This window comes from Sphaerisporangium dianthi (assembly GCF_042654065.1).
Lineage (GTDB): Bacteria > Actinomycetota > Actinomycetes > Streptosporangiales > Streptosporangiaceae > Sphaerisporangium > Sphaerisporangium dianthi.
On sequence record NZ_JBHSFP010000001.1, the window covers coordinates 162065 to 179972 of the forward strand.

The 17908-nt window shown below is 70.2% G+C and carries 11 protein-coding genes; 8 read left to right on the top strand and 3 right to left on the bottom strand.

The features are described 5' to 3' along the window. Positions 1-174: 174 nt before the first annotated feature. The 6 genes from ACFO60_RS00735 (at position 175) to ACFO60_RS00760 (ending at position 6439) form a co-directional block, all read left to right on the top strand. Positions 175-786, top strand: a complete 612-nt coding sequence (locus ACFO60_RS00735) for a dihydrofolate reductase family protein (RefSeq protein WP_380835665.1) — start codon at positions 175-177, stop codon at positions 784-786. 196 nt (positions 787-982) lie between these two features. Further along, positions 983-1471, top strand: coding sequence for a DUF6220 domain-containing protein (locus ACFO60_RS00740; RefSeq protein ID WP_380835667.1), 489 nt, complete (start codon positions 983-985; stop codon positions 1469-1471). After that, the gene (locus tag ACFO60_RS00745; RefSeq protein WP_380835669.1) at positions 1468-3855 is read left to right on the top strand and encodes a multicopper oxidase family protein; all 2388 of its coding nucleotides are present in this window, start codon (positions 1468-1470) and stop codon (positions 3853-3855) included. Before ACFO60_RS00740 ends, ACFO60_RS00745 begins: the two co-directional genes overlap by 4 nt. A gap of 213 nt (positions 3856-4068) precedes the next feature. Beyond that, positions 4069-4881: a DUF3152 domain-containing protein gene (locus tag ACFO60_RS00750; protein ID WP_380835671.1), complete on the top strand. Its 813-nt coding sequence runs from the start codon at positions 4069-4071 to the stop codon at positions 4879-4881. A gap of 63 nt (positions 4882-4944) precedes the next feature. Further along, positions 4945-5070 carry a hypothetical protein gene (locus ACFO60_RS00755; RefSeq protein WP_380835672.1) on the top strand — a complete coding sequence of 42 codons (126 nt, stop codon included), beginning with the start codon at positions 4945-4947 and terminating at the stop codon, positions 5068-5070. Between the two features lie 37 nt (positions 5071-5107). Beyond that, positions 5108-6439 carry a serine hydrolase domain-containing protein gene (locus tag ACFO60_RS00760; RefSeq protein WP_380835674.1) on the top strand — a complete coding sequence of 444 codons (1332 nt, stop codon included), beginning with the start codon at positions 5108-5110 and terminating at the stop codon, positions 6437-6439. 67 nt (positions 6440-6506) lie between these two features. Here the strand turns inward: ACFO60_RS00760 and ACFO60_RS00765 are convergent, their stop codons facing one another. After that, complete coding sequence (locus ACFO60_RS00765) at positions 6507-7358, bottom strand: hypothetical protein (protein ID WP_380835676.1); 852 nt, start codon at positions 7356-7358, stop codon at positions 6507-6509. A 271-nt stretch (positions 7359-7629) separates the two neighbouring features. Between ACFO60_RS00765 and ACFO60_RS00770 the strand changes: the two genes are divergently transcribed. Together ACFO60_RS00770 and ACFO60_RS00775 are read left to right on the top strand one after the other, a co-directional pair. Then, positions 7630-8475 carry an NAD(P)H-binding protein gene (locus ACFO60_RS00770; protein ID WP_380835677.1) on the top strand — a complete coding sequence of 282 codons (846 nt, stop codon included), beginning with the start codon at positions 7630-7632 and terminating at the stop codon, positions 8473-8475. Between the two features lie 578 nt (positions 8476-9053). Then, a complete protein-coding gene (locus ACFO60_RS00775; protein ID WP_380835679.1) occupies positions 9054-10958 on the top strand; it encodes an AfsR/SARP family transcriptional regulator in 1905 nt (634 codons plus the stop codon). Positions 10959-10967: 9 nt separating this feature from the next. On the opposite strand, the gene ACFO60_RS00780 is transcribed toward ACFO60_RS00775, so the two are convergent. Together ACFO60_RS00780 and ACFO60_RS00785 are read right to left on the bottom strand one after the other, a co-directional pair. Continuing rightward, complete coding sequence (locus ACFO60_RS00780; protein WP_380835681.1) at positions 10968-11339, bottom strand: hypothetical protein; 372 nt, start codon at positions 11337-11339, stop codon at positions 10968-10970. A gap of 60 nt (positions 11340-11399) precedes the next feature. Then, positions 11400-17906: an RHS repeat-associated core domain-containing protein gene (locus tag ACFO60_RS00785; protein ID WP_380835683.1), complete on the bottom strand. Its 6507-nt coding sequence runs from the start codon at positions 17904-17906 to the stop codon at positions 11400-11402. Positions 17907-17908 lie beyond the last annotated feature (2 nt).

The window sequence follows — 17908 nt, forward strand, 5'->3', positions numbered from 1 at the left end:
CGACCAGCTCGCCACCGACAATACAAATGTTCTTGACAAGATGAGTTTTCGGTAGCAACGTATCGGGCAGTAGAGATGCAGCGGCCGAGAAGATCGGCGCATCGCCCTCGACAACGAGGTTGAGAGCACGTGATGGATCACCCCGAGCGGGGATCCGACGGAAAGGACGCGGCAATGAGGAAGCTGGTTGTGAGCACCTTCGTCACTCTCGACGGGATCATGCAGGCTCCCGGCGGCCCTGGCGAGGACGACAGCAATGGCTTCGCGCACGGCGGATGGACCGTGAACCACTGGGACGAGCAGCTGGCCAAGTTCATGGACGAGACCATGACCGCGCCGTTCGACCTCGTCCTCGGGCGCAAGACCTACGACCTCTTCGCCTCGTATTGGCCGAACGCCCCGGAGGAGGCCGGCGCCAAGCCCCTGAACGACGCGACCAAGTACGTCGCGTCGCGGAGCCGTCCCGCGCTGCAGTGGAGGAACTCGGTCCTGATCGAGGGAGACGTGGCCGAGGGCGTCGCGGCGCTCAAGAAGGAGGACGGGCCCGAGCTGCAGGTGCACGGCAGCAGCGACCTGTTGCGGACGCTGCTGCGCCACGACCTCGTCGACCGGTACCGTCTGCTGATCTTCCCCGTCGTCCTCGGCTCGGGCAAGCGGCTGTTCTCCGAAGGCGCCGTCCCCGCCGGGCTGAAGCTCGTCGACAGCGCGGTCTCCACCACCGGGGTCGTCATGAACACCTACGAACCGGCCGGTGAGGTCACCACGGGGTCCTTCGTTCAGGACTGACCGCTTCCGCGAAGCGGACGGCGAGCCTTCGGCTCGACCGGGACACCGGTCAGGGAGCAGGCGGACGGCCGGGGTATCTCCGGCGGTCCGCCTACTCCCTCGGTAGTACACGATGTGTCGCTGGAGGGAGGACGACGTAGAGCGGCGCGTGCAACAGCATCGGTCACTACCGACCGAGCTACGAAGGGAGCACGCGATGCGCAGAATCTACGCAGCGCTTGCCGCACTGCTGTTGATCGCCGTACTGGCACAGTTCTACTTCGCCGCGGTGGGCGCGTTCGCCAGACCACAGGACGACGACTCCTTCGCACTGCACAGCGTCACCGGCATGATGATCATCCCGGTCCTGTCACTGCTGGTCACCATCGCCGCCGCCGCTTCCCGCGCCCCCGGCCGGCAGATCGCCGCGGCCCTGCTGCCGTTCGGCCTGGTGATCGTCCAGGTGCTGATCGTCGTGCTCGGCCGCGTACTGAACGACGGCGCGGACAACACGACCCCCGCCGGGCTCGCCATCATGGGCCTGCACGGGATCAACGGCATGGCCGTCATGGGGGCCGCCGGCATGGTGCTCCGCAACGCCCGCAAGCTCGCCGGCTCCCCGCGCGGCGCGCAGGCCGCCGACGACGCGCCCGCGGCGCGGGTCTCCGGTCCTGTCGGAGGCGAATCCGCGGCACGGTCCTCGTGACCGTCGAAGGACTCATGGCGCTCGACCTGCTCGCCGGGGTGCTCGCCGCGGTGGCGTGGCTGGGCGCGGGCGCGGCGGCGGCCACCCGCCATGTCAGGGTGGCCGCCGGTCTGTTCGTCCTGGCGGTGCTGGCGTCGCTCGCGCGGGGCGGTCTCGTCCTGGCGCTCGCCGGCGCCGGCTGGTGGTTCGTCCAGGAGAAGCTCACGCTGACATTGCCGCTGCTGGCGGCCGGCACGGTCGCCGCCGCCGTGCTCGCCGCTCCGTCCCTGGCCGGCGCGGCCCTGCGGGACGGCCGGAGGGGGCCCGGCGCCGTGGGGGCGGCCCACACCGACTCGACGGCGACGGAACCGCACGCCACGGGGGCGCGGGCGGTCGAGGACCCGGCGAGCGGGCCGGGCGCGGCGACGTTGACGGCGTCTTGGGCGGTGCCGGCGTTGTTCGGGGCCGGGTACGCGGCGGCGGCCGGGCCGGTGGTCACGTTGCTGCTGGGGTACCCGGCGACGTGGAGCACGGCGGTGATCACCGTGGTCCTCGTGGCCGCGGCGGTGCTGACCACCCAGCGGTTGCTGTCCCCCGGCACGCGCGTCCGCGGGACGAGGGGCGCCGTGGCGGCGACCGTCGTGGCCGGGCTGGTAGGTGGAGGGCTCGCGTTCCTGCCTGCGGACGAGGTCGACACCGGGGGCGGCCCGGCCGTCGCCTCCTCGCGCACCATGCCGACGCACGGCGGACACGCCGCCCCGCCGATGCCGGCCGGACACGCCGCCATGCCGATGCAGGGCGGACACACCGTCACGCCGATGCAGGCCGGACACGCCGCCATGCCGATGGCCGCTGGCCGATTCGGAGCGGGGCACCCGGCAGGAACGCGGACGGCCGGCGCGGCGCGGCACGACCGGCCGGTGACCGCCCTGCGCGGACCCTCCGCGCCCGCGCCGGGCGGCACGGTGCGCCGGTACGAGCTCACGGCGCGCACGGCCACGATCACCCTGTCCTCGGGGCGCAAGGTGGCCGCGTGGACGTTCAACGGCGCCGTCCCCGGCCCGCCGATCACCGCCGCCGAGGGTGACCTGATCGAGGTGCGCCTGCGCAACGCCGACATCGAACGCGGGGTCACCCTGCACTGGCACGGCTACGACGTTCCCTCCGGCGAGGACGGGGTCCCCGGCCTGACGCAGGACAGTGTGCGGCCCGGACAGGAGTTCGTGTACCGGTTCCTCGCGAACCAGGTGGGCACGTACTGGTACCACACGCACGAGGTGTCGGACCAGGGCGTGAAGATGGGCCTGTACGGCGCGCTGCTGGTGACCCCGCGCGCATCGGCCCCCAAGGCCGCCCCCGCGTCCCAGCGGGAACCGGCCGCCCAGGGCGCGCGGGCAACCTCGGGCGGAGCCACGGCGGCGGGTGGAGCGGTGACGCTCGGGGAAGCGGCCGCGCCGGGCGTCGATCTCACTCTGCTGATGCACACGTTCGCGGGGCGCACCGTGGCCGGCGACCATGACGAGCCGATCGAGTGGCGCGCCGCGCCCGGGGCGCCCGTGCGGCTGAGGCTGGTCAACACCGACAACACCCCGCACCGGTTCGCGCCGGTGGGCACGCGCTTCCGGCTGGCGGCCGTGGACGGTTCCGATCTGCACGGCCCCGGCGAGGTGAGCCAGGTGGGGCTGCGCCTGCCCGCGGGCGGACGTTACGACCTGTCCTTCACCATGCCGCCGGGCGCGCCGGTCGTGCTCGCCGTGGACGACCGCGTGGTCGTCCTGCGCCTCACCGCCGGCGGTACCGGTCCGGGGCCGGGAGGATCTGGCGGAGCGACCGGCGGCGCCGGTTCAGGGGGGTCCGGCGGAGCGACCGGCGGCGCCGCTCCGGGAGGACCTGGCGGCGTTCCCGCGACGGCCGGGTGGCCTGAGCTCGATCTTCTGCGGTACGGGACGCCGGACGGCGCGCGGCACGATGACCTGACCGGGCGGTTCGACCGCGACTTCACGCTCGTGCTGGACCAGGGGCTCGCGCTGTCCGGCGGACGGCCGCTGTACGCGCACACGGTGAACGGCCACGCGTTCCCGTCCGTCCCGACGCAACTCGTCCGCGAGGGGGACGTCGTCCGGACGACGGTGGTGAACCGCGGGCGGGAGACCCATCCCTGGCATCTGCACGGTCACCGCGTCCTGGTGCTCTCGCGTGACGGGCGCGCGCCGGAGGGCGGCCCGCTGTGGCTGGACACCTTCGACGTCCGGCCGGGCGAGGTGTGGCAGGTGGCATTTCGGGCTGGCAACCCGGGTCTGTGGATGAACCACTGCCACAACCTGAGCCATGCCGATCAGGGCATGGTCCTCCACCTGGCGTACGAGGGGATCACGACTCCTTTCCACGGCGCGCACGGCGGCTGACGGGCGGTCGTCCCGGAATGCGGCGAAGGCGGGCCGCACTTCCGGCCTGCCCGGATCCGCCGGCCGGAGATCGTGTCGTCCGTGCATCTTGCGGGATTTCGCGGCGTGGAGGCCTAAGGTGATCAATGAGGCGATCGGTACTAGGCTTCGCGGACGATGTCCGGAAATATCCCGCCTCGTTTGCGTCGTACGTGGAAGCCCGGGGCTCTGATCATGGCGTTGACGATCGCTGCCGCCTGCCTGCTGGGCGGAAGCACCTACATGTTCGGCGGCCAGGGCGCCGAACCGAGCTCGGCGGCGAGGCTGCCGGTCGGCGTCCCCGGCGTCGTGGCCGGCCCCTCGGGAGCGACGTCTCCTGCCGCGTCGGCCACCCCGGCCGCCTCCGAGTCGCCGACCACGGCCCCGACCGGCTCGGACGACGACCCCGGCCCGGACCCGGGCTTCGGCAAGCAGCCGGTGGTCATCCGAGTCCCGTACTCGGCGAAGGGCCGGTACAAGGTGGTCAAGGGAGGCGCGCGCCCTCCGGCGGGCCGTCGCGGCAAGGTGATCCGCTATCTCGTCGAGGTCGAGCGCGGGCTCCCGTTCGATCCGGAGGAGTTCGCCGCCATGGTGCACCGGACGCTCAACGACCCCCGGAGCTGGGGCCGCGGCCGCACGCGGTTCAAGCGGGTGGCCCACGGACCGGTGCGGTTCCGGGTGGCCCTGTCCAGCCCCGCGCTGACGAACCGGAACTGCCGCCCGCTCCAGACGTTCGGCGAGCTCTCCTGCTGGAACGGGGGGCGCTCGGTCATCAACGCGAAGCGCTGGGGGGCGGCCGTCCCCGGGTACCACGGCGACCTCATCGCCTACCGCCAGTACGTGATCAACCATGAGGTCGGCCACGCGCTCGGGCACGGGCACCAGCCGTGCGCCGGACGCGGCAGGCTCGCCCCGGTGATGACCCAGCAGACCAAGTCCCTGCAGGGCTGCCGCCCGAACCCGTGGCCGTTCCCGCCCGCCAAGAGCAGGTCACGCGACGCGCGCTAGCACGGCGGCGACGCGCACGGCGGCCAGGAGCACCACAGCGACCCCGCCGGCCGTTTCGGGGCCGTGGCCGACGCCGTCGCGACGATCGGCCTGACCTTCTTCACCGGGGTGTCGTTCGTGCTGGAATCGTCCGCGGTGACGATGAAACCCGCGCACGGTGTCGGCAGACTCGATATGACGACCGAGTAAAACCGACCAAGGGGATGAATTCATGTTATCGGCTCGAATGTCCCTCCCGAGGCTGATGATGGCGGGGCTCGCGTCCAGCGTTGTGCTCGTGACCCTGACGGCGGCGGCCTTCCCCGCGGCGGCCCAGCGGGTGAGCGTGACCGCCCGGCAGGCCGAACCCGCGGGCCTGGACGGGACCGCGCGGACCCCGGACGCGTCCGCGCTCGACCGCGACGCGCTGCGGGCGACCCTCGACGGGGTGCCGGCCGCCGGCATGTACGGCGTCTACTCAAGCGTCCGGGACGGCGGCGCCCGGTGGGCGGGGGCCTCGGGCGTGGCCGACGTGCGCACCGGCAGGCCCGTGACCTCCGGAATGCACCATCGGATAGGCAGCGTCAGCAAGGCGTTCACGTCCGTCGCGCTCATGCAGCAGGTGGAGCGCGGGCGGCTCGACCTCGACGCTCCGATCGGGCGCTACCTGCCGCGCCTGGTGCCGGGCGAGCGCGGCCGCACCGTGACCACGCGGATGCTGCTGAACCACACCAGCGGCATCGGCGACTACATCCCGGGCGCCTTCCCTTCGCTGCTCCAGAACTCACCCGCCAGCCTCGACGACAACAGGTTCAGGCAGTTCGCCCCCGAGGAGCTGGCACGCCTGGGCCTGGCCGCGGAGCCCACCGGACGACCGGGCGAGCGCGCCTCCTACTCCAACACCAACTACGTGATCGCCGGCCTGCTGCTGGAGAGGCTCACCGGCACCCGCGTCGAGACCTACATCACCCGTAATGTCATCGACAGGGCGGGGCTCCGCGACACGTACTTCCCCCGGACGCCGTTCATCCCCGGGCCGCACTCCAAGATGTACGAGGCGTTGTACGGCCTGATCGACCCGCCGCGCGACTACAGCGTGTACAACATGTCCTGGGCCTTCACGGCGGGCGCGCTGGTCTCCACGATGGACGACCTCAACGCCTTCTACCGCGCGCTCCTCGGCGGCAGGCTGGTCGGCGCCGCGCAGCTCGCCGAGATGCAGCGCACCGTTCCGTTCACCGACGAGCAGGGCAGCGTCGTGATGAACTACGGTCTCGGCATCTACGCGCAGGACTGGCCGTGCGGCCGGTTCTGGGGCCACGACGGAGCGGTCTTCGGCTCCGGCACGGTGACGCTGTCCAGCCCTGACGGCCGCCGGCAGGCGTCCTTCGGCATCAACCTGATGAAGTACCAGCAATTCGACGAGAACGGCCAGATCCAGGTCCACCCGATCGACATCGCGCTGGCCCAGCACATGCTGGTGGCGCTGTGCGGCGCCCAGGCCGGCGCGCCGAGCACGCTGAAGGCCCCCGCCGTCCCGCTGTTCCCGACCGAGGGCCTGCGCCCGGCACGCCGGTAACGGCTCGAGCCCCCGCCCATCGTGATCCCTCTCCGCCCGCGACCTGGCGGAGAGGGATGACCACCGGTCAGAAGACGGCCAGGGTGCGACCGGCGGCCACGGCCTCGCGCACGCTGTTCGCCAGGACCGCGCCGACGCCGTCCGCGCGCGACGCGAGGACGCCCAGTCCTTCGACGTCGTCGGTGTGGGCCAGCAGGTCACGGTACTTGTCGTTGCTCCGCAGCAGATCTTGGGCGTGCAGTGCCGCGTCCGCCGCCTGGACGCGGCGCGCGTAGGCCTCCAGCGCCGCGACCTGCCCGGTCACCTCGTCGACCGATCGCCGCAGCGCGGCACGCTGCGGCGAGAGGACCGCGTGCAGTTCGGGGGTGACCACTCCCCGCGTCGCCCGCGCCTGCTCGGCGCGCAGCTCGGACTGGGTGCGGAGCCGCCTCGCGATCTCCCACAGCCGCCGGGGCAGGACGACGTCGTTGGCCACCGAGTCCAGCCACCCCAGCCGGTTGACGCGGGAGTCGTGAACCGTCTCGATGGCGTGGCCGGCGCGGTCGAGCAGCAGGCGGGCCGGCTGGTCGAGGTCGGCGGGGACGACGTATTGGTGCTGGTAGAGCTCCGTCAGGCGCCGGGGCGACCGGAGCCTCGCGTAGTGAGTGATCGGCGCGCCCACGGCCGTGGCCACCAGTAGCGGGATCACTATCCCTAGCGTTCCGTTCGCCAACGACACATCGCCGGCGGCCATCTTCCCCGACAACACGACGATCAGGTAGATGAGCAGGAGACCGCAGAACACGACGAATACGCTCGCCCTGCCAGTGGGGACGAAACGGCGGTCGGCGAGCGCGTTGTTTCCGACGATGCGCCGTTTGTCGTCGTCGGGGATGTCCGGGTCCACCACCGGCCACCTGCCGACCCACCATGAACTCATCGTGAAACCCCCCGGACGAGATCGCGGCCCCGCGCGCGACGCGCTCATGACCCCCGTAGTCAGAACACCCCGTGAGCCCGATCGTAACGCGCCGCGCCGCCGGTCACGCGATTCATCACCCTTATGCAATTGACGGGACTTTATGCCGTCACAACCCGATATTACGACATATCCATTAATCGACGGGTGGCATCCCGCCTCGCGATGTTGACCTCAACCGAGGTTCATGTTTCACGATGGTCGCCCTGCACTGCCGACAAGGGAGAACGTCATGATCCTGGTCACGGGCGCCACCGGCCGCGTCGGGCGGCACGCCGTTTCCGGCCTGCTGGCGGCCGGCGCCGAACTGCGGGCGCTGTCGCGCGACCCGGCGGCCGCCGGGCTGCCGGAGAAGGTCGAGGTCGTCCACGGCGACCTCGCGAAACCCGAGACCCTGGACGCGGCCCTGGACGGAGTGGAGGCGGTGTTCCTGGTCTGGCCCACCCTGTCGGCCGACCACGCCGCTCCCGCCGCGGTCGAGGCGATCGCCGCGCGCGCCAGGCGCCTCGTCTACCTGTCCGCGCGCGGCGCGGCCGGGGCGCGGGAGGCGGACGGGACGATCCTCGGCTCGCACGCCCGCCTGGAGAACCTGATCGAGCGGAGCGGGATGGAGTGGACGTTCCTGCGGGCCGGCGGCTTCGCGGCCAACACCTTGATGTGGGCGCCGCAGATCCGTGACACCGGCACCGTCCGCTGGGTGCACGGGGCCGCGCGCAGATCACTGATCCACGAACGCGACATCGCCGCCGTGGGCGTGCGGGCGCTGACCGGCTCAGGGCACGGCGGCGCCAGGTACGAGCTGACCGGGCCGCGCGCCCTCACGCAGATCGAGCAGGCGCACCTCATCGGCGAGGCCATCGGCCGTCCGGTGCGCTGGGAGGAGATGGACGCGGAGGTCGCGCGGCGGGCGATGATCGACCAGGGCATGCCCCCTTCGCTGGCCGGCGCCATCGTGGACGCGCACGCCGCGATGGTGGCGGCCCCCGAGCCGGTCACCACGACCGTCGAGGAGATCACCGGGGCGCCCGCGACCGACTTCCGCCAGTGGGCCGCCGACCACGCCGCCGACTTCCGCTGACCCCGGAGCCAGTGGTCCCCTCACCGGGAGAACGCTTCCCCCCGACCGCCCGCCGGTACAGCCGCCGTTGAAGCGGCGCCCGCGGTGCCCGCGTGCGGCGGTGCGGGAGAAAGGGCGCCCATGGCGCCTCCGAGAGCCTCGATCTAGGGCTGTAGGCGCTCCTGCAACCACCGCGGTACGAGCGCTCCCCTCGGCTGCCGCGCCGTAACCGCGAGCGCCGTCGATCCGGCCTGCGCCGACGGCGCGCCCCCGTCGGCCGCGACCGGAACCCGGCCCGCTCGTCACCCCGCGCCCGAAGGCCGATTCGGTACAGCCGCCTACGACGAAAGGGAAAAGCGGGTACCGCGCTGGTTTACCAGGATCAATCGATGAGCGTATTGGCATCGAAAACCGCCGTGATTAGCCTGAAGATCAGCTGGACGGACACATCGTCGCCTTTCCTGTCGTGCCGCTGCCGCGCTCCCACCGGCACGGCTTCGATGGCACGGCTCCGGCGGCACGGCCGGCCGGACGCGGCTTCGGTTCCCGCCCGGTGATCTCAGCGCGGATCGAGATGTCGGCACGGGGGTGAGCGGCACATGCGATTACAGGTCCTCGGGCCGATGCGGTTCTGGACCGGTTCGGACTGGGCCCCGGTCCCCGGCCCTCGCCCCCGGACCCTGCTGGCCCTGCTGACGATCGACATGGGGCGGCCGGTCTCCACAGCCCACATGGTGTCCGAACTGTGGCCCGCCAACCCGCCCGCGACGGCGCCGACCCTGATCCGGGGCTACGTGTCGCAACTGCGGCGCGCACTCGGAGACCTCGGCGACGACACCATCCTCACCCGGCCCTCCGGGTACGAGATGCCCTCGGCACCGGAGGCGACCGATGTCAGCCTGTTCGACGCCCTGACCTCGCAGGGCAGCACGGCTCTGGTCAAGGGCGCCGCGGAGGAGGCCCACCGGCTGCTGTCCCAGGCGCTCGCCCTCTGGCGCGGCGAGCCCTACTCCGACGCTCTGCTCACCTCGAGGGCCGCGGCCGAGGTGAGCAGGCTGGGCGAGCGCCGCCTGGTCGCCACCGAAGCCCACATCGAGGCAGGGCTGCTGTGCGGCCGGGGCCACGAGCTCATCCACGAGCTCCAGTGCCTGACGAGTGAACATCCCCTGCGGGAAGGTCTGTGGGCGCAGCTCATGCGGGCGCTGTACGCCGCAGACCGGCGCGCCGCCGCCCTGGACTCCTACCGCAGGGCGCGGCAGGCACTCGTCGGGGAACTCGGCCTGGAACCCGGCCCCGACCTGCGGGAACTCCACCAGGCCATCCTTGAGGGCAGCCCCTTGCCCGGCCCCGCGCCCGCCCACACTCCCGCGCCCCGCGGCCGAGCCTCGGACGCCCCCGCCCCGGCATCGCTTCCCCTGGAACTACGCCGGGACGTAGCGGCGTTCATCGGCCGGCAGCAAGACCTGGCATCCTTGCAGCGTCTCATGACCGGCTCCCGGAGGTCGAGCGCCGTCGTGATCACCGGGGCCGGCGGCATGGGCAAATCGGCCCTGGCGATCCACCTGGCCCATCGTCTGCGCGACCACTTCCCCGACGGCCAACTCCACCTCTGCCTCCAGGGGACCGGCGAAGGGCTCAAGCCCCTCCAACCCGCGGAAGCCCTGAGCCGCATGCTGCGCGCCCTCGGCGTCGCCCCTGCCGACGTGCCGGCGGAACCCGATGAGGCCGCCGCCCGGTTCCGTTCACTGACGTCGGGCCGCAGCATGCTGGTGCTCCTGGACAACGCGGTCGACGCGGCCCAGATCGAGCCTCTGCTCCCAGGTGACCCGTGCGCGGTACTGGTGACCAGCCGGCGTTCCCTGAGCACCCTGGACGGTACCGTCCACCTTCTGAACAACTTGTCGGAGCAGGAGTCACTGCTGCTGCTCGGCCGACTGGCAGGCGAGGAGCGCATCACCACCGACCCCGACGCGGCCCTGCGAATCGTCCGGTACTGCGAGGGGCTCCCGCTCGCCGTACGCATCGCCGGCGCTCGCCTGGCGGCCCGGCCGCATTGGCCGCTCCGCTGGCTGGCGGACAGGCTGAGCAGCGAACAGCACCGCCTCGACGAACTGCAAATAGATGGCCTGGCCGTACGATCCGCCTTCGCCGTCAGCTTGCATGATCTGGAAGCCGATCCGAGCGGACGAGACCAGAGCCGCTTGTTCCGCCTCCTCGGTCTGTCGCACCGGCCCTACGTCACGGGGCCCCTCGCCGCCGCGCTCACAGGCACAACCGTCGATCAGGCCGAGTGGCTGCTTGAGAAACTGCTCGACGCCCGCCTCCTGGAGTCCCTCGAACCGAGCAGCTACCGGATGCATGATCTGATGCGCCTTTTCGCCAAGGAGCAGGCCTCCCTGCCACCTTCTTCCTCAGGAACAGGACGTCGCACTTCGCACGATGGCCTGCTGTCTCACGACGTCGGCCCCTGTGGATCTCCGGCCGGAGCATCTCCTCTCCGCTGAGGGGCATGGTCAACCGCACGCCGACACGAACCTCTCGACGCTCGACCGAAGAGCGTCGAGGAGCTCTCGATAACGCTCTTCATGCCCTTCCGCCTCCAGGTGCTCGCGCACCGGATAGAACGCCGCCCAGGCGGCGTGGATGCCCCGCGCCGATTCGCTGCCGAGGGTCGATCTGGCGAGTAGCTCCCCGGTGCCGAGGGTTCGTTTGCCTTCGACGGCGACCCACCGGTTGAAACGAGCCTGCGCGGCGATCAATTCGCCGATCTGCTCCAGCACGTCATTTCCGACGAGCCCGTCGATCATTATCTGGATGAGGAGATTGCGCAGGTGATTATGCGTGGGACCTTTCAGCTCCGGCGGGATCTCCCATTCTTCAGTCACCAGTCGACGCCTCTCGGAGAACTCGAGTCAGAGCCCGCTCGCCCATGCCGCGGATGCGCATCAGCGGCCGTACAGGAAGTTGTCGTTGATCCAGCTGTAGAAGCCACCGGTCGTGTCCGGAACCCCCCGGACCCTTCCCGCGCGCAGGATGTCCGCACAGTATGTCATGCATGACTTCGTTTCCAGGTCGTAGTCACCGAGAACCCTCAGCGTGGACTTCTGATAAGCGAGGGCCAGGTCACCGCGCGGGAGCGGAATGTACTTCTCCACCGCCTCCAGCGTGTGCTCCTCCGTCCATCGTCGGCCGATGGCGCGCGTACCGATCGTCCCCATCTGGTGCGTGTGCAGGCTTTCACCGGCGTACCGGACCTGAATCGTCGCGTGGCCCTTGTCCATATAGACGATGGCGACTCCCGACAGGTTCTTCCGACCGAGAGTGATAGCGCCGCGGTCGGCGCCGTACCGGGCCGCGTTGGACCCGAACCGCTTGGCCAGCGCCTTCAATCCACTCTTGAGAAGGCCCGCGCCTCTGACGATCGTGCGGCCTTCCCCCGCTGCGCCGCCCCCGACGGGAGTGATGAGGGACGGGCCGATGAATTCCCGCCCTACCTTGAATGCCCAGGAATCGCGATCAGCATCCAGGTCTTCATCGATGTACGAGTCTATGCGGCGGGTGGTCTTGTTATCCGTCGCGTATAGATTGCCGTTGCTGAGCTGATTCCAGCCCTTGTAGAGGTCGTTGACGTAACTCAACGTCCCGGCCAACGCATTCTTTGCCTGGCAGCCGACGTTGTACCATCTGCAGCCGGACTTCGGTGCGGGGGCCGATCCACCTCCACCCCCACCACCGCCACCACCGCCACCGCCGCCGCCACCGCCGCCACCGCCGCCGCCGCCGCCGGAATTGCATCCGATGCCCGCGTAGAGGCAGTCCTGATTCCCTGAGAGCGGGCCGTCGAGCCCTTCGGGGTCACTCATGGTGACAGGTGTGTGGTTGGCGTAGGAGTAGCCGTCCCAGCTTTGCGGGTACTCCATGTTGAACAGCGGGTCGACGGAGACGAAGCGGCCGATGTTCGCGTCGTACTCGCGTGCACCGAGGTGAGTCAGGGACGTACTGGAGTCGATGGTGCCACCGACGAAGCCCTTCTCGCCGGGCCACGTACCGGTCGCGGTGCCGCGCGACTGTCCGAAGGGGGTGAAACGGCGCTTGGCGAGATCGCCGGTCGTCGCGTCGATCGCCAGCTCACCGGTACCGTGATGGTCGGACGACAGCAAGGTGACGCCCGCGGTGGTGCGCATCGCGACCGTGTCGCCGCTCTGGGTGTAATAGCGGGTGGCCTTGGTGCTTGTGGCCCCCTTGTCGAGACGGATCTCCAGGGCCGACAGATACAAGGTGGTACCGCCCGGATCGCGGCGGATCATCCGGTCGCCGGCGGCCTTGTAGGCGAAGCTGGTCTCACCGGTGGCCGGATCGGCGACCTTGACGAGATGGCCTTCGGCGTCCCAGGTGAGGCTCTGGTCGCCGGTTCCGGTGTTGCGCCTCGTGGTGTTGCCGGTGGCGTCGTATGCGTAGCCCTCGGTGTGTGCGCCGGTCCCGGTCTGGGTGACCCCGGCGAGCTGATGTCCTTTGAATGAAGCGTCGACGCCGGTGCCGCCCGCATAGGCATAGGAGCGTGTGGAGGCGAGATGGTTGCCCGCGTCGTACCGGGTCTCGGTGGCGCGGTTGCCGCTCCCGTCATAGGTGTATGCGGACCTGTAGGGCGCGGCGCCGCCAAGGGTCGCCGAGGCGGGGTCGGTGGCGCAGGTGCCGGCGCCCTGCGCCCAGGCGTCGGTGAGCCTCCTCAGATGGTCATACCGGTAGCACTGGTTGTCGGTGCCGTCGCGGGAGACATCGGCGATCTGGGTGACATTGCCGGCATCGTCGTGAGTGTAGGTGGCGCTCCGGTCGACGCCGGTCATGCCGGCGTGGACGGTGGTGCTGGTCTTCAGCCGCCGGCTACCGAACTCGTAGCCGTAGACCTGGTCGACCTGTTTGCCGCTGCCGCCGGTGGACAGGCGCCTGCCCAGCAGCTTGCCGGTCTTGCTGTAGTCGGTGCCGATGACGTACGACGACAGGTTGCCGGTCAGTTTCACCGGGCGGCCGAGCGCGTCGTAGGCCGGGGTGATCACCTCGGCCGACAGCCCGCCCGCGGCCGGGCTACTGACCGACTGCACGCTTCCGTCGAGGTTGTACACCGTGTTGAACTGGTAGCCGCCAGAAGGCGCGAGCGCCGCCTCGGCCGCGGGGAGGCCGGTCAGGGTCACCGTGATGCGGGTCGGCCGGTTCCTGTTGTCGTAGAAGTTGACCGTCTCGGTGTAGCCGGCGCCGTTCGCATGGCTGGTGGAGCCGGTCGGCTGTCCCTTGAGCACCGTGTCGTAGGTCCACTCGGCCAGCGTGGTGCCGGGGCTGCCGTTGGTCGTGTCGTACCTGGCGGTCTTCCTGCCGATCGGGTCGTAGGTGACGGTGATCTTCCTGCCGCGGGCGTCCTCGGTCTGCACGAGTTGGTCGAGGTCGTCGTAGGCGAACCTGGTGACGCCCTTGTCGGGATCGGATTCCTGGATCTTGCGGCCTCGTAGGTCGTAGTCGTAGGTCCAGGTGTGGCCGCCGGGCCCCTTGATCGACTTCAGCTGCCCGGCGGGCGTGTAGGTGTAGAAGGAGGAGTCGTATCCGTTCGGCCTGTGTCGGCGAACCTCGACCTGCCTGCCCTGCGCGTCGACCAGGCTGGTGGTGGGGATGCCACCGTCGGGCGGGGTGACGGTCGTCCAGTCACCACCGTAGGCGTAAGTGGTGCGCCACTTCTCGCCGGTGTCGCTGTTGCCGGCCAGCAGCCGCTCCGCGACGACGCGGCCGAGCCCGTCGTAGGTGTAGACGGTCTGGGTCTCCACCTGCCCGGGGGTGTCCACACCGAACAGCGCTTCACCGGGGGCACCGTCGGCGTAGTACGCGGCGTAGGTCCGATCCACAGTGCCCCGCGCGTTGTAGAAGGTGTCGGCGATCAGCCGGCCGCCATCCGGACCAGGCTGCTGTGTCTGTCGGGTCCGGAGCCAGCCATCCAGCAGCTCGTATGAGGTGTCCTGGCCTCCGTCGTTGTTCAGGTCCTTGGCGACCACCGCGGTGATCTTGCCCGCCGTCGTCCGGTAGCCGAATTCCCGAGTGGGAACCTGTGCGGTGGTGCGGTCCGGCCCCCACACCTTCGTCACCCTGCCAAGAGCGTCCAGGGCGTTGACGGTCGTCTTCCCGCCCGGGTCGGTGGAGCGCAGGGCACTGCCCCAGGCTGGATCGATCTCGGAAACCGTGGTCATGGCGGAGCCGGCGTCCCCGCTCCTGACCGGTGGTCCAGTGGCCGTCACCTTGGTGGTCAGGCCGTTCGTGTCGGTGTAGGCGGTGGTCGTGGTGCGCTCCACCGGGGTGGCCGCGGTGTTGTCGACCAGCGTCACGCTCTTCGGCCTGCCATACGCGTCGTATGCGGTCCTGGTCGCGGGGACGTACCGGACCGTCCCGCTGGTGGTGCCGGAGACCGCCACCTTGTCGGTCGCCGTGACGAGCCCCTTGGACGGCGCCGCTCCGAACACTCCGCCGTCGTAGTAGGTGCGCACGTCGGAGATGAGCTGCTTGGTGAGGTCGACGGCAGCGTCGCAGGACGCGGCGACCGTCCGCACCTGCGCCGGTTGGCCGACCAGCCAGTCGTCGGTGTTCCGCGCCGCCATCGTGGTGGTGGTGCAACGGTTGTCAGCCTCGGTGGAGGTGTCCCCCAAGTCGTCGACTTGAGTGGGCATGCCCGTCGTGGTGTCGAAGGAGTTGCTGGTGCTCTTGGTTTCCCGCCATCTCCCGCCGTCGAGCGAGGTCAACGTCCGGCTGGTCTTGGTCGCGATCAGGTTGGCGGTGACCGTCCCGAAGGAGCGGGTCCGAGAGGCCGTCTGGTGATGCCATGGCGAGTTCACGATCTTGGACACCACCGCCCCGCCACTCTTGTCATAGGTGACCGACCGGACCTCGAACCCCTGGAGGGAGCCGTGGTCAGGGTAGGAGCCGCCCTCACCGTCGGAGACGTCGACGTCCTTCTCGCCGCCGCCCGCGTTGAGGCGGTCGCCGTCCATGCCTTGGAAGTACCAGTGGTCGACCTGCCCGGGCGTGCCGCTGGTGGCCCCGGTCTTCACCCGGACCTTGTCATAGCCGCGCCACTGCGACCACGTCTTGTACTTCTCCGGCGTGAGCCCGTCATCGTCGTCGTAGTGCCAGGCGGGGCGGCCGATGCTGTAGTCGTACCTGGTGACCATGTCCGGCGATCCGCCGGTCAGATCCGTCTGGACGGTCTCGGTCACCACGTACTTGTGGAACCAGTCGAGGGTGGGGTCGTCGCTGACGCCGCTGCTCTTCACCCAGTACGCGGGGAAGCACCGACGGTGGTTGGTGTGCGGGACGGGCAGGTCGGCGGTGGTGCAATCAGCGCCCGAGTAGTCGACCTCGAGGACTCCGCCGAACTCGTTGTAGACCGTGCCGAGCCGGTTCTTCACGAACGGACCGAGGTCGTCGCCGAGCTTGTCCACCCGGTTCGGCAGCTGGGTGTAGACGAACGACACGGGTGGCAGCGCGACCGGCGTCGTCCCCGCGAGACCGGTGTGGACGATGGACGTCAGCAGCAGCTGCCGGTCCACGTCCGCCATTCCCCACGTGTGCTTCAGCTCCCAGGAGTCCACGGGGCGGTAGCCGCTGCCGTCCGCCTTCACGATCTGCGTGGTGACCTTGGTCAGCCGCTTGCGGGACCAGAACGTCGGCGACGACGTGCCGTGGTCCTCCTTGCACTCCTGGCCGGAGTCGCAGTGCAAGTCCCAGGGCACGTCCTCCCAGTACTCGGCATGATCCTTGATCTTGGCCTCGGCGCAGTCGGCGGAATCCGCGCGGATGCACCGCTCGGAGACCTCGAAATCGACCCGGGCGGGCGCCTTGGCGGGGACCAGGTCGTCGGCACGCAAGCCGTACTCGATGTGGTCGACGTAGCCGCCGCGCACGTACGGGGTTTCATCCTCGCTGCCGAGGTCGCGGCCGTAGTGGTTCTTCTCCTGGGAGTAGAAGTAGGTGACGGCGTTCCCGTCCCGGTCGACGACCTTGTCCAGGTTCCACCGCCACGCCTGCTGGCACCAGGAGTCCTTGAACTCGGCCTTGTGGCAGGGCTCGCCGTCGTCGTCGCCGAACACCGGCACCGTCCAGGCCGACCTGGTCTGCGGCTTGCCGGCGACCAGGGTGTTCAGCCCGAAGAAGTACTGAGTGCCGTCGGTGGTGGTGACCTTCCAGTACTCCCCGCCGTTGTCACCGTTGTCAATGTCGCCACTGGTCAGCTTCTCGATACGGGTGCCGTCGTCGTTCTTCATGCGCCACGTACGGCCCCCGGCGGAGATCAGCTCGCCGCCCTTGCCGTTCAGCGTCATCGTGGCGTTGTCATACCCCCAGCACAAATCTCCGGGGTAGATGTCATGGGTGGAGTTCTTCGGCACGCCGTCGTCCTTGCAGGACTTGTAGCGGCGCTCGATGTAGCCAGGCCACAAATCGAACCCGTCGCCCGCCCAGGACGGCTGGGTGTTGGTGTTGGACGTCCGGCCGTCGATGGACGAAGAGGAGTAGGAAAGGCCAAGGTTCGGCGTCAGACCGCCCGCCACCGGCGGCACCCGCATCGGGTACGACCAGGTGAAGTCCCCCGACTGGGCGCCGATGTCCCACGTCGCCGACGCCGACAACGGGGTCGCCTTGTAATCGCCCTTGTCTCCGGAAGGCTCCGAGGCGGCCGCCAGCACCATCGCCGCTCCGCCCGCCGGCGCGGTGGCCACCTGCGCGCTCAGCGTCTGGTCGCCGGTGTCGTTGACCGACGCCACCGGTGTCGCCGCACGGCACGCCGCAGCATCCGGAGTGGTGAGCGCACAGGAGGGCAACCGCACCAACCGCAGACGCGAGCCGTACGACGCGCCGTACGCGCGGGCGAAGCCCGAGTAGTCCAGGCGCACGGCCGTCTTCTCCGGGGCCGGCGTGGCACCGGTCGCCTCCACAGAGAACAACACCCCGTCGACGCCCGCGCGCCGCGCCGACGCGCGATCCAGCATCCGCACCCGCGCCTCGACGGGAGCAGCCGCGGTGGGCGCGCCGGCACCGTTGGGCGAGGCGGCGCCGACCCAGAGCGGAAGACCGCCCGCCTTAGTGGTCGCCGCCGCGGAGGCCGGCCTGCGGGCATCCGCCGCCACGAGAGGCAGGGAGATCTCGGCAGTGCCCGGCTCCGGCCACTTCACCACGGCGGACGCGGCGGGATCGGCCACCGACGCGTCGAGCCTGCGCGGCTTGACCTTCACCGCGTGTCCCGACACCACCTTGTCCGGATCCTCCGGCCTGGGCACGAGCCGACCGGCACCCGCCCTCGACTCCTCCTCAGACCCCGCCTCGGCCGGGGGCGCCGCCAGCAGCCCCGCGCACAAGACGAGCGCCGCCACCGTCGCGACCAGCCGCGAGACACGCCGACCCGTCAGACCATTGCCGCTAAGCACAA